At 63.6% G+C, this 11,873-nt stretch carries 17 protein-coding genes; 7 read left to right on the forward strand and 10 right to left on the reverse strand.

All coding sequences use genetic code 11. The annotated features are described in order from the left end of the window. The 3 genes from AC628_RS23310 to fliL form a co-directional block, all read right to left on the reverse strand. On the reverse strand, positions 1-325 hold a 325-nt coding region (locus AC628_RS23310; RefSeq protein ID WP_074129071.1), incomplete at its 3' end, for a DUF6468 domain-containing protein. Then, the gene (gene fliM, locus AC628_RS23315; RefSeq protein WP_074129059.1) at positions 322-1,524 is read right to left on the reverse strand and encodes a flagellar motor switch protein FliM; all 1,203 of its coding nucleotides are present in this window, start codon (positions 1,522-1,524) and stop codon (positions 322-324) included. The genes AC628_RS23310 and fliM, both read right to left, overlap by 4 nt. An 18-nt stretch (positions 1,525-1,542) precedes the next feature. Continuing rightward, the gene (fliL, locus tag AC628_RS23320; RefSeq protein ID WP_050424161.1) at positions 1,543-2,031 is read right to left on the reverse strand and encodes a flagellar basal body-associated protein FliL; all 489 of its coding nucleotides are present in this window, start codon (positions 2,029-2,031) and stop codon (positions 1,543-1,545) included. A gap of 380 nt (positions 2,032-2,411) precedes the next feature. On the opposite strand from fliL, the gene flgF reads away from it, so the two are divergent. The 7 genes from flgF (at position 2,412) to AC628_RS23355 (ending at position 7,546) form a co-directional block, all read left to right on the forward strand. After that, positions 2,412-3,176, forward strand: coding sequence for a flagellar basal-body rod protein FlgF (flgF, locus tag AC628_RS23325; RefSeq protein ID WP_074129060.1), 765 nt, complete (start codon positions 2,412-2,414; stop codon positions 3,174-3,176). A 16-nt stretch (positions 3,177-3,192) separates the two neighbouring features. Beyond that, entirely contained in the window at positions 3,193-3,981 is a 789-nt protein-coding gene (gene flgG, locus AC628_RS23330; RefSeq protein WP_050424159.1) for a flagellar basal-body rod protein FlgG, read from the forward strand. Between the two features lie 2 nt (positions 3,982-3,983). Continuing rightward, positions 3,984-5,039, forward strand: a complete 1,056-nt coding sequence (gene flgA / locus AC628_RS23335) for a flagellar basal body P-ring formation chaperone FlgA (RefSeq protein ID WP_074129061.1) — start codon at positions 3,984-3,986, stop codon at positions 5,037-5,039. Between the two features lie 5 nt (positions 5,040-5,044). Next, positions 5,045-5,797: a flagellar basal body L-ring protein FlgH gene (flgH, locus tag AC628_RS23340; protein ID WP_074129062.1), complete on the forward strand. Its 753-nt coding sequence runs from the start codon at positions 5,045-5,047 to the stop codon at positions 5,795-5,797. Between the two features lie 372 nt (positions 5,798-6,169). Continuing rightward, complete coding sequence (locus AC628_RS23345; protein ID WP_074129072.1) at positions 6,170-6,613, forward strand: hypothetical protein; 444 nt, start codon at positions 6,170-6,172, stop codon at positions 6,611-6,613. 98 nt (positions 6,614-6,711) lie between these two features. Then, positions 6,712-7,005 (forward strand): hypothetical protein, encoded by a 294-nt coding sequence (locus AC628_RS23350; protein ID WP_050424156.1) that lies wholly within the window; start codon positions 6,712-6,714, stop codon positions 7,003-7,005. Positions 7,006-7,207: 202 nt separating this feature from the next. Next, on the forward strand, positions 7,208-7,546 hold the full coding sequence (locus AC628_RS23355) for a hypothetical protein (protein ID WP_074129063.1): 339 nt from the start codon (positions 7,208-7,210) through the stop codon (positions 7,544-7,546). Between the two features lie 36 nt (positions 7,547-7,582). Here the strand turns inward: AC628_RS23355 and AC628_RS23360 are convergent, their stop codons facing one another. The 7 genes from AC628_RS23360 to AC628_RS23390 form a co-directional block, all read right to left on the reverse strand. After that, a complete protein-coding gene (locus AC628_RS23360) occupies positions 7,583-7,855 on the reverse strand; it encodes a hypothetical protein (protein WP_074129064.1) in 273 nt (90 codons plus the stop codon). A gap of 100 nt (positions 7,856-7,955) precedes the next feature. Continuing rightward, positions 7,956-9,011, reverse strand: a complete 1,056-nt coding sequence (locus tag AC628_RS23365) for a phosphatase PAP2 family protein (RefSeq protein WP_074129065.1) — start codon at positions 9,009-9,011, stop codon at positions 7,956-7,958. A 205-nt stretch (positions 9,012-9,216) separates the two neighbouring features. After that, positions 9,217-9,720 (reverse strand): GNAT family N-acetyltransferase, encoded by a 504-nt coding sequence (locus tag AC628_RS23370; protein WP_074129066.1) that lies wholly within the window; start codon positions 9,718-9,720, stop codon positions 9,217-9,219. Between the two features lie 40 nt (positions 9,721-9,760). Beyond that, positions 9,761-10,177, reverse strand: a complete 417-nt coding sequence (locus AC628_RS23375; RefSeq protein WP_074129067.1) for a DUF1801 domain-containing protein — start codon at positions 10,175-10,177, stop codon at positions 9,761-9,763. 34 nt (positions 10,178-10,211) lie between these two features. After that, positions 10,212-10,445: a hypothetical protein gene (locus AC628_RS23380; protein ID WP_074129068.1), complete on the reverse strand. Its 234-nt coding sequence runs from the start codon at positions 10,443-10,445 to the stop codon at positions 10,212-10,214. A gap of 130 nt (positions 10,446-10,575) precedes the next feature. Then, positions 10,576-11,007, reverse strand: a complete 432-nt coding sequence (locus AC628_RS23385) for an SRPBCC family protein (RefSeq protein ID WP_074129069.1) — start codon at positions 11,005-11,007, stop codon at positions 10,576-10,578. Further along, complete coding sequence (locus AC628_RS23390) at positions 11,004-11,327, reverse strand: ArsR/SmtB family transcription factor (RefSeq protein ID WP_074129070.1); 324 nt, start codon at positions 11,325-11,327, stop codon at positions 11,004-11,006. Before AC628_RS23390 ends, AC628_RS23385 begins: the two co-directional genes overlap by 4 nt. Positions 11,328-11,873 lie beyond the last annotated feature (546 nt).

Below are 11,873 nucleotides of genomic sequence, written 5' to 3' on the forward strand. Positions count from 1 at the left end.
GCGCGGCCGCCGCGATCTTGGACAGGCGGCGAACCACGCCGTCGCCTTCGGCGAGCTGGGTCTTCAGCAGCGCCGACATCTGCGTCGCCGCATCGAGCTGGTTGCCGAGATTCTCGTTGACGTCGCGCACCGCGTGCTTCAATCCGCCGATCGCCCGCTCGGCGATCTCGGTCGCGGTGATCAATTCGGCGATGACAGCCTTCAGCGAATGCTCGTCCGCCTTCAGCCGCTGCAGGCGCTTGTTGAGCAGCCAGCAATAGCCGATGGTCAGCATCAGCAGCACGGCCACCAGACTCTCGATCGCTAGTCCAAGCACATGACTCATGGTGCCTCCATCATCTTGGTCCGCTCGTCCGCCTTCTCGAACATCGCGAAGGTGGTTTGGGGTTTACGCAAATTCTTGGTCACGCGGATCGCGACACGGTCGCCGACGCGGCCCATGCGGCCTTCCGTCAGGGTGACGTTGCCGCAACGCACCGAGACCAGCGCGTCGGAGCGGATGTCCAGCGGCAGCGTGTCGCCGACCTTGAGCTTCATCAGCTCCTTCAGCGGGATATCGGCCTCGTAGAGCACCGCATCGACCGAGATCTCGGCCTGCGCCACTTCGGTCGCGAAATGACCTTCCCAGATCGGGTCGCGGCCGAACTTTTCGCCCATGAACATCTGCAACAGCACGTTGCGGATCGGTTCGATGGTGGCGTAGGGCAGCAGCAATTCGACATTGCCGCCGCGATCTTCCATGTCGATACGCAGGCGCACCAGGATCGCGGCGTTGGCCGGGCGGCTGATTGCGGCAAAGCGCGGATTGGTCTCGAGCCGGTCGATCGAGAAGGTCACCGGCGACAGCGGCCGGAACGCCTGCTCGGCATCCGACAGCACCACCTCGACCAGCCGCTTCACGAGGTTGGTCTCGATCGTGGTGTAAGGCCGGCCCTCGATCTTGAGCTGGGTCTGGCCACGGCGGCCGCCGAGCAGCACGTCGATCATCGAATAGATCAGGTTGGAGTCGACCATGGCGAGGCCGAAGTTCTCCCACTCCTCCGCCTTGAACACCGAGAGCACCGCCGGCAGCGGGATCGAGTTCATGTAGTCGCCGAACCGCACCGAGGTGATGCGGTCGAGCGAGACCTCGACGTTGTCGGAGGTGAAATTGCGCAAGCTGGTCGTCATCAACCGCACCAGGCGGTCGAACACGATTTCGAGCATCGGCAGACGCTCGTAGGACACCATCGCGGAATCGATGATGGCGCGGATGCCGGAATGGTCGTCGAGGCTGACGTCGCCGACCGTGAAGCCGAGGAGATTGTCGATCTCCTCCTGCGACAGCACGCGCTCGCCGTTGGTGTTCTTGCTGCCGAAGTCGCGGCTGCCGTCCTCGACCATGGCGGCCCATTGCAGCGCCATGTTCTCGGTGAGTTCGTTCTTGGCAGCTTCCGCCGCGGCCGCCGCGGGATCCTCGGAATCGAGCGAGGCTTCCCATTGGGCCGCAATGGCGTCCTGGTCCATCTGGTCGTTGCCGGCCATGGCTTTACATCCACCCCGTCACTGGATCACGACTTCCTTGAACAGCACCGCGTTGACCTGGTTGGGCGCCACCGCGAGGTTGACGCGCTTGGTCAGCTCCTCCTTGAGGCGGAACAGGCCGGCCGAGCCGTTGAGGTCGCTCGGGCGCAGCTCGCGCATATAGGTCTGGAACAGATCTGTGACACGCGGCAGCGCCGGCTTGATCGCCTCGACCTGCTTCTCTTCCTTGATCTCGAGCACGAGCTTCAGCTTGAGGTATTGCACGCGTTCGCCGGGTGCGCCGACCAGATTGACCAGCATGTCCGGCACGTCGACGAAGCTCGGCGGCTTCGGCGGCGGCGCTTCGGCGTGCTGCTCCTCGCCGTGGCCGCGCATGAAGAAGAACCATCCGCCCGCGCCCGCGCCGAGCACGACGAGGAAGCCGACGACGGCAATGATCAGCTTGAGCTTGCCCTTCTTCGGAGCGGCCGCGCCTTCGCCGCTATCCGTCTTTTCCTCGTCCGCCATCGTCCGCCCGCTTCAACAGAAGGATGCGAACGCGATTTGCCCCAGCTTTGGCCTGAAGACGCGATACAAATGCCGCCGGCGCACACGCGCCCCAATGCCGGCAACACTGGGGTCATAATGGTTAACGGAAGCTTAGGATTTACCATCCACTAGGAAAAAACTGCCGGGCAAACATGGTCAACAAGACCTTTCTGCCGCCCTCCGTGGCCCCCGGCCAGACACCTAAGCCACTCAAATACCTCAACATTTCAAGTTGGCACGGCTTTCGCTGAGAGGACGGCGTGACTAGCGGGTTTGGGAGAACCCAATGGTTACCGACGGTCCGGCGTGAAGGTTTGGGAGAACCTGCATTCGGATCACCTCACAGGGGAGAACCGCCGATGCAGAATACGCTTCTGGTCGGACTATCGAAGCAGATGGTGCTGGAACGGCAGATGGATGTCGTTTCCAACAACATCGCGAACATGACCACCAACGGCTACAAGGCCGACCGATCGCTGTTCCAGGAGTATCTCTCCTCGAACGCGCATGAGGACAATTTCGCGGCTCGCGACCGCCGCGTCTCCTTCGTGCAGGACCGCGCGACCTTCCATGACTTCTCGCAGGGTCCGACCGAAGAGACCAAGAACCCGCTCGACGTCGCGATCGACGGCAACGCCTTTCTGGTGGTGCAGACGCCGGCCGGCGAGCGCTACACCCGCGAAGGCAATCTTCAGATCAACAACCGCGGCCAGCTGATCACCGCCTCCGGCTACCAGGTGCTCGGCACCTCCGGCCCGATCACGTTCCAGCAAACCGATCACGACGTCAACATCGCCCCCGACGGCAATATCTCCGTGCTCGAAGGCACGTCCCGCCTCGACTCGATCCGCGGCAAGCTGCGCCTCGTCTCGTTCGCGCAGGCCCAGCGCCTGCTCAAGGAAGGCTCCAATCTCTACGCGCCCGGCGAAGGCGCGCAGCCGCTGCCGGACACCAAGTCCCAAATCCGCCAGGGCTTCATCGAGAAGTCGAACGTCAATTCCGTCGTCGAGATGAGCCGCATGATCGAGATCACGCGGACCTACACCCAAATCGCCTCGCTGCTGCAGCAGCAGAGCGACCTGCACAAATCGGCGATCGAGAAGCTCGCCGACGTGCCGAACTGATCCGGGGGATTGACCGATGCGCGCACTTTATACCGCAGCGACCGGAATGGCGGCACAGGAACTCAGCGTTCAGGTGATCTCCAACAACATCGCGAACCTGCGCACCACCGGCTTCAAGAAGCAGCGCGCCGCGTTCCAGGACCTGATCTACGACCATGTGCGCCGTGTCGGCGCGCAGGCTTCCGACCAGAACACGATCATGCCGATGGGCATCGACCTTGGCGGCGGCGTCAAGACCGTCGGCACGCCGCGCATGATGACCCAGGGCACGCTGTCGCCGACCGGCAACGATCTCGACATCGCGATCCGCGGCGAGGGCTTCTTCAAGATCCTGATGCCGGACGGCACCTTCACCTACACCCGCGACGGTTCGTTCCAGATGGACAATCAGGGCCGCATCGTCAACGCGCAGGGCAATCTGGTGCAGCCGACGATCACGATCCCGCAGAACGCATCCGGCCTCACCATCAATGCGCAGGGCCAGGTCTCGGTAACGCTGCCGGGCCAGACCGCATCGACCAATATCGGCACGATCGGCCTGACCCGCTTCATCAACAAGGCCGGCCTGATGCCGATCGGCGACAATTTGTTCCAGGAAACGCCGGCCTCCGGCCAGCCGCAGGACGGCACCGCCAACACCGACGGCTATGGCGACATGCAGCAGAGCAACCTCGAACAAGCCAATGTCGAGGTGGTCTCGGAAATCTCCGACCTGATCGCGGCGCAGCGCGCCTACGAGATGAACGCGAAGGTGGTCTCCGCCGCCGACCAGATGATGCAGTCGACCTCCAATCTGTTCCGCTGAGGATGATGTCGATGATCGCCCGCTCACTCCTGATCGCCGCCGCGCTCCTCACGGTGACCGTGGCGCCGGCAGCCGCGCAGAGCCGCAGCGAGACCATCGCGGCGCCGACGCTGCGCGCCGGCATCACGGTCGCGGACGACATCGTGCGGGTCGGCGATCTCATCGACAATGCCGGCAGCGCCGGCAGCATCGCGGTCTACCGCGCGCCTGATCTCGGCACCACGGGCACGCTGCCGGTCGCGCAGGTGCTCAACGTGCTGCGCGCGCACCAGGTGATCGGCGTCGACACCCGCGAGCTGAAGGAGATCACCGTCACGCGGCTCGCGCGCACCATCGACAGCAAGGAAATCGAGCAGCAGCTGTCGCGCGCCATCGAGGGCCGCCACGGCCTCGGCCGGGCCGGCAACATCGCGCTGACCTTCGACCGCGATCCCGGCGATATCAGACTGGAGGCGACCAACACCGGCGCGATGCAGCCGATCGCGGTGCGCTACGACCCGCGCTCGACGCGCTTCGACGTCACCTTCGAGATCAGCAACGATTCCGGCGCGGCGCCGTACAAGCTGCGCCTCACCGGCACCGCGATCGAGACCATCGAGGCCGCCGTGCTGACCCGCAATGTCGAACGCGGCGACGTGCTGAAGGCCTCCGACGTGACGATCGAACGCCGTCCGAAGGCCGACATCGGCAACGACGCGGCGACGCGCGACGGCACCATCGGCATGCAGATGCGTCGCCAGCTCCGCGCCGGCCAGGCGCTGCGCGTCGCCGACATGGCGAAACCCGATCTCGTCACCCGCGACCAGAACGTCATGCTGATCTACCGCACGGCCGGCATCTATCTCACCATCCGCGGCAAGGCGATGGATGGCGGCGCCGAAGGCGACGTCGTCAGCGTGATGAACTTGCAGTCCAAGCGCGCCGTCTCCGGCGTCGTCACCGGCCGCGGCGAGGTCTCGATCTCGGTCGCGACCCCGCGCGCAGCACCTGGCGCCGACGCCACCTCTTCAGATTCCGCTCCCGTCAAGCTGAGTTCAGTCGCACCAAACGCCGAGTAAAGTTCATGTCCCAGTATCGTATCAACCGCTTCATCCTGACCGGTGCGCTGTTCGCACTCGGAACGGTCGCCAGCGGTTGCTCGTCGATCGACCGTCTCTCCCAGATCGGCGAGCAGCCGAAGCTGACGTCGATCGACAATCCGACGACGCAGCCCGGCTACAAGCCAGTGCAGATGCCGATGCCGAAGCCCGAGGTCGCCTCCTACAGCCCGAACTCGCTGTGGCGCAGCGGCTCCCGCGCCTTCTTCAAGGACCAGCGCGCCGCGCGCGTCGGCGATCTGCTGACCATCACGGTGAATTTCACCGACAAGGCGGCGATCGCCAACGAGACCCAGCGCAGCCGCACCAATTCGGAAGACTCCGGGGTCACCAACTTCCTGGGCTCGCAGACCATCACGCAGGCCAACAAGATCCTGCCCGGAAAGATCCTGACCGCCGAATCCACGGCGTCCAGCGACGGCAAGGGCTCGGTGAACCGGCAGGAAGCGTTGCAGACCAGCGTCGCCGCGGTCGTCACCCAGGTGTTGCCGAACGGCAATCTGGTGGTCGAGGGCAAGCAGGAGATCCGGGTCAACTTCGAAATCCGCGAGCTGATCGTGGCCGGCATCGTACGCCCGGAGGACATCCAGAGCGACAACACCATCGACTCCTCGAAGATCGCCCAGGCCCGTATCGCCTATGGCGGCCGCGGCCAGATCACCGACGTGCAACAGCCGCGCTACGGCCAGCAGGTTCTCGACGTGCTCTTGCCCTTCTAGCCGCATGATCCCGAAGGTTTCGGATCAGGATCGTGCCTGAGTAAGACTTTCACGAGCTCCCACATCTCGTCGCGAACCTAGGCGCGGCGCGGTGTACCAACACGGCCCTTGCCAGCTCCCCTGGCGGGGGCCGTGGCATTTAGTGCCCCCAAAGCAAACCGAGAGCCTCGTTCCGATTCGATCGGAATGGAAAGGCTTGGTGACCGGTCGCATGCACTCGCGCTGTTGTCGCACACCAGTCCAATACCGCTTCGCGCAAGTCGTGCGATCGCCTTCTCGGTTCGTTAACCGTCGCAGCAGCGCGCAGTGGCAGTCCCGGCGCTTGCAACGTAGCAAGAGGACAACGCAGGGTTTTCTATTTGTATGACGGTCATGCAAAGAGACGGGCAATATGCGGCGTGGTTCCGGACGCCGCGCGGCGAAGGCACCGGAATAGTCCAGCTCGCAAATGGCAGGATCAGCGGCGGCGACGCCATGTTCACCTATGGCGGCTCCTATCAGCTCGATGAGAACCGCTTCACCGCGGTGCTGACGACGCGCCGATATGCCGACGGCCCGTTCACCACCGTGTTCGGCTGCGACGAGGTCGAGGCCGAGCTGACCGGCTCGTTCAACGGCAATCGCGCGGTGTGCATGGGAACGGCCAAGCAGGCCCCCGGCGTGGTGTTCGAGGCCACGCTGTTTCTGCAGCAACCGGAAGCCGCGCCCACGCCGCCGCCGAAATCCGCGCCGGCTTCTGCCGGCCTCGCAAGGCTGCCAAGGCCCGCCGTCAGCCGCCGCGCGCCGAATCCGTTCGCGGGCAAGCGCTTCGTCTGATCCGTCCCCTTCCCGATGGCGTCCGCGCCCGAGCCGGCGTACGATCGTGCCTGCGCGTCAAGCGCAGCCCGATCGATCCAGCCGGAAGGAGCAAGCCCATGTATGCCGCCATCCGTCAGGCCAAGGCAAAGACCGGCACCGCCGAAGAACTCGCGCGCCGGATCAAGGAAGGCGCGATCCCGATCATCAGCGACGTCGAAGGCTTCATGGCCTATTACGTGGTCTATGCCGGCGACGACACCGTCACCGCGATCAGCGTCTTCAACAATCATGCCGGCGCCGAGGAAGCCAATCGCCGCGCACTGGCCTGGATCGACGACAATCTCGGTCCCTTGCTGGTCGGGCAGGCCACCGCCGTTGCGGGTCCGGTGATCGTGCATACGATGGCATGACGGCCGCAACGGTCGCAGGTCCAGTGATCGTGCATACGATGGCGTAGCGGCCGCTCCTCCGGCAAACTTCACCCGGCAGAACTTTCCCGCGGCACGTCAGGCGCGCGCCGCGTCGTCGCGATCTGCTTGAAAACGCTGAGGCGCCGACTGGCACGCCGTTTGCTCCGCAATTGCAGCATTGCAACGGGGACAGCGCGCGCAGATGACGTCCATCTCGGCCTTCGGATCGGTCACAGCCAGCATGACGACTGGCACATTGAAGAAGCCGTTGACGGCCGATGCCTCCGGATCCACGCAAGCCACCGGCGCCGGCTCTTCCGACGACAGCGTCGAGCAGAAATTTCTCAAATACGCGCAGATGAGCCCGATGGACCGCATGCGCGCCAACATCCTCAAGAGCATGGGACTGTCGGAGGAAGACCTGAAAAACATGACGCCGGATCAGCGCGCTGCCGTCGAGCAGAAGATCAAGGAGTTGATCGAGCAGTCGTTCCGGAAGAACGCCGGCAAGGCCGGCCAGGCGGTCGACATCTCGGCATAGAGTGCCACCCGCGGCGCGACGCACGACCGAAAGTCGCTAGATCGGATAGCGCCATTTGAGTGCACGCCGCACGAACACCAGAGCCACGGCATCGACAAGGAGCGCGAGCCAAAACAACGCCGGGCTCGACCGCAAGCCGATGTAAACGATGCAGCACGCGAGCCCGATCAGACCGGCGAGCAGCGCAATCCACGTCCAGAACAGCGGCGAGCAGAAGATTCCGGTTGGCGCGGCGTCAAGCAATCTGGAGCCAGTCGGCGCTGGGAGAAACGAGCCAATCAGAGCCTCCCAGAGCGCTTCCCAGTCCATTGCCAACAGCTCCGCCTTTCAAGTTTGTCGGACCCGCCGTCGGCGGGTTCAACCCGAGCGTTGTCGCCGGCCTCAAACGGTACCGCGCGTCATTCCACCGCTAGGCGGACACGGCTTCTGGCATCGGCATCGCGCGCAACGTCATCGATGATCTGCCGAGCATCGCCTCGACCTTCATTGCCGCCAGCCACAGCAGCGCACCGCAAGTGAGGTCGATGACGTAATGGCCGCCGATCGGGATCGTCGAGACCAGGACGAGAAGATTCCAGATCAGGGTGATGCCGAACAGCCATCTCGTGCCGATCGTCGCGAAAATCGTCATCAGGGCGAGACAGGTGTGGAACGACGGAAACGTCACCACGCCCTGCAAATTGCTCAACGACAATTCCGGAGCGGCAGCGTTGCGGAAGTATTCGAACTTCGCGAGATGATAGATCCCGGCGTGCTCGGGCAGCGCGTTGAGGATCGCGACGGGATGGTCGAAATAGACAAAGGCGCCCTTGGCGGGCCAGAACACCGAGACCATCGTCGACGCAACGATCGTCAGGCTGAACACGAACACCAGTTGCCAGAGCCTGTCGAAGCGCTTTGTCACCGCCAGAAGGACGAACAGTGCGGCCACCTGCACGAAGGAGCTGCAATAGGCAGCAGCGAGCAGTTCAGTCAGCCATGGATGGTTCGCAAACCATGGGATGATCGACGGGAGATCGATCCCGATGAGGCGATCGGCGTTGGCGAGACCGTCGTCGATCAGGGGGAATTTGTATCTGAGGCCGACGAGGCTGATCGTTGCGGCCGCCGCGGCCGACCAGAAGAACACGGCGACTGCCGCGGCTAGGTTGGACAGAACCGGTGCGGGCCGCCATCTGCCATAGACGATATCGACGGCAAGCAGAAACCCCATCAGGCCCGAAAACAACGCCAGGCTTTCGGGTTCGACGTCGATCTGGAATTTCCAGAGCAGGAAGCCGGCGAAACCGCTCGCCGCGATGCCGATCAGCCATGAACCGCGCTCGACCCGCTGATGAGGTTGCGGGGCGCGAGGCTCCTCGGTCGTAGCTGTTGTCCTCGGGGAGGCCTGCGGTGCGACATCGGAGTCCGCCGACGAAACGATCCGTGACGGACCGACCAACTGACTGAGCATTGCGACTGCCATTCCAACGGGCGCCTCGACGCGAGACCCGCTCATTCCACAGCCACAGGTTTAGCAGCCGTCCTTTCAATTGCGTCGGTAAGCCGGTACAACTTCTGGCAGGTCGCCCGGCATTCGTATCCGATGGTGAATGTTTTGTTTCTGATTGTCGCTGATATTGGGACCCGAGTTCCCGCGTGCGGAACTGAGGTCTTCGGCAACGATCCGGCTATGGCCCGAGATCGGGCCTGTCGCTCAGGACCATGAAAACCGTGCCGCCGAAGTCGTATCGCGCGACCTCGCGCATGCCGAGCCGCAGATGCGCCTTCAGCGAGCGCGGATTGTCTTCCCTGATGAAGAGGATTGCTTCGCGGCCGGGAAATATCGTCTGAAGCTTCGCGTATAATGCATCGAGGACACCTAGACCGCGCGCGTCCTCGGAGACGCACACCGGGCCGTACACATACGCATCGGGACTCACCGGCCAGGCCTTCAGCATCGCCAGCACCGGCGGCGCTTCGTCAAATCCCTTCTCCGAGGTCAGGAGCGCGCCGAGCAGCCGGCCGTCCTCGCCGGTCGCGACAACGATCGATTGCCCGCGTGCCACGCGCGCCGCGATCATGTCGCGCGGCCATTGTCCGAGCAGCATGCCGCCGCGATCGCCGGAATTGGCCGTCAGCAGCGCCGAGATCGCGTCCGCGTCCGACGATGTGGCGAGCCGGGTTCTGATCATCTTGGACAGACCGGATCAACAGACCGCATGCCAGCGCAGTTCATGCCTTCTTCGCGGTTGCGCCAGCGCCCGCGGCTTTCTTCGCTGGTTTCTTCGACTTGGCCTGGTTGAGCTCAATCGCGGCGCGGATCAGGGCCTTCAGCGCAGGGGCGTCGATCTTGTCGCCCTCGAACAGGTCGATCGCGCGCCGCACATTGCCCTCGAAGCCGGTGTTGAACAGCTTGTCGGGGTCCGGGAGTTGCGCGCCATACATGAATGTCAGTTTGACCTTGCCCTTGTGCGCGTTGCCGACCGCGATGATGCCGTCGCGCGACCACACCGGGCTGCCCATCCACTTCCACTCCTCGATAATGCCGGGATCGGCGGCGAGGATGCTCTTGCGCAGGCTGGCGAGCGTCTTGCCGCGCCAGTCGGTGAGATCCTCGATCATCTGGTCGATACGTTCCGATGCCGTCATTGCTGCCTCGCGTTTCCTCGGCTGACCCAATCAATCATACTTGCGATGCCGAGGTCGATCCCCCGAGCCGGCGCCGCGGCGCCAGATAGGGCAACGCGAACAGATACAGGCCGCTGAGCAGCATCAGGATCAGCGGGAACAGCGCCAGCAGGCCGATCCAGGTCGCCTGCTGCTGCAGCACCATGGCGACGATGTTGATGACGACGGCGACCGTGAAGACCATCGAGAGCCAGCGGTGCGATTGCCTGATCCAGTTGTTCCAGTTCAATGTGACCTCCTGTTGGATGATGTGAGCACAACCGTCATTGCGAGGAGCGATAGCGACGAAGCAATCCATCGTGCAGCACGTGCAGAGAGATGGATTGCTTCGCTTCGCTCGCAATGACGAGGAGAGACCGTCAGCCTTCGCGCACCAGCAGCTGATCGAGCTTCTCGAAAAACTGCTTCCACCCGGCATGGGCGCCGCCATAGGCCTGCTTCTGATGCGGCTGGAAGCCGGACTGCTCGACGCGCAGATGGGTGCCACGCGGCGTCGGCGTCAGCGTGAAGACCACCACGCTCTCGAGATTGTAGGCGGCATCCTCATGCGCGAAATTCCACGTGTAGGACAGCGTCTTGTGCGGCTCGATGGCGAGCACTTTGCAGTCCAGCACGCCGCCCCACTCGCCGCGCAGATTGAAGCTGTGCCCGACCTCGGGCTTGAAGTCGTTCTTCATCAGCCACTCCTCCATCAGATGCGGTTGGGTCAGCGCGCGCCAGAGCTTTTCCGGCGGATGAGGAAACTCGCGCTCGACGATCGCCGAGCGCGTCTCAGGGGTGGTGTTGTTCATTGGTCCATCCTTTTGAGGAGATCTTCGAGGTGGTCGAACCGGTTCTGCCAGAAGCCGGCCATCTGGCTGGTCCAGTCGATCAGCGGCGCCAGCGCACCGAGTTGCGCGCTGTAGTGTGTCTGCCGTCCTTCATGGCGATCGCGCACCAGCCCGGCCTGCTTCAGCACGCCGAGATGCTTTGACACCGCCGGCTGAGAAATCCTCGCCCGCGCCGTCAGCGCGCTGACGGTCTGCTCACCCTCGCGGCACAGGCGCTCGAAGATCGCCCGGCGGGTCGGGTCTGCGAGGGTTCGAAACAGCACGTCGTGAGCGTCTGGCATTTGCGATCAATAACCCATTGGCTATGGATTAACGTATAGCCAGTAAGTTATGGATTAGTCAACCGGAAACTTCGACAAGTCGCGATGGGCTACCAAACCTGCTGTCTTTCAAGAACGCGCGTAAACGCGCCCGCCCCGGATCTTTCATAGCCCACGGGTTATTCGCAGACGGCGTTTTGCCCGACAAGCGAAGACGGGACTGGGCGATCCAGTACGCCGCGGCCTCTCGGCTCAAGCGCTGCCGTCTCTGGAATACTCGATCGCCCGGTCAAGCCGGGCGATGACACCGCATGTTTGGCATCTTGGATCGAGAATCCATCCTCATCGTCGTCCCGGCGAAGGCCGGGACCCATTACCCCAAATGCGCATTGTTGCGCGACGCTGGGCCCACGATCTCGTTCACAATCAAAAGCGGTGGCTATGGGTCCTGGCCTTCCAGGCCGTGCAAAAAGTCGGCCCGGCGCGGGGAGTATTGAGTGACCAAGCGCGCGGCTCAGGCTGCGGATGGCCGGAGTGCCGTGAGCAGCGTGGGCAGGCCCTTGATGG

Source organism: Bradyrhizobium sp. NAS96.2 (assembly GCF_001908235.1).
Taxonomy (GTDB): Bacteria; Pseudomonadota; Alphaproteobacteria; order Rhizobiales; family Xanthobacteraceae; genus Bradyrhizobium.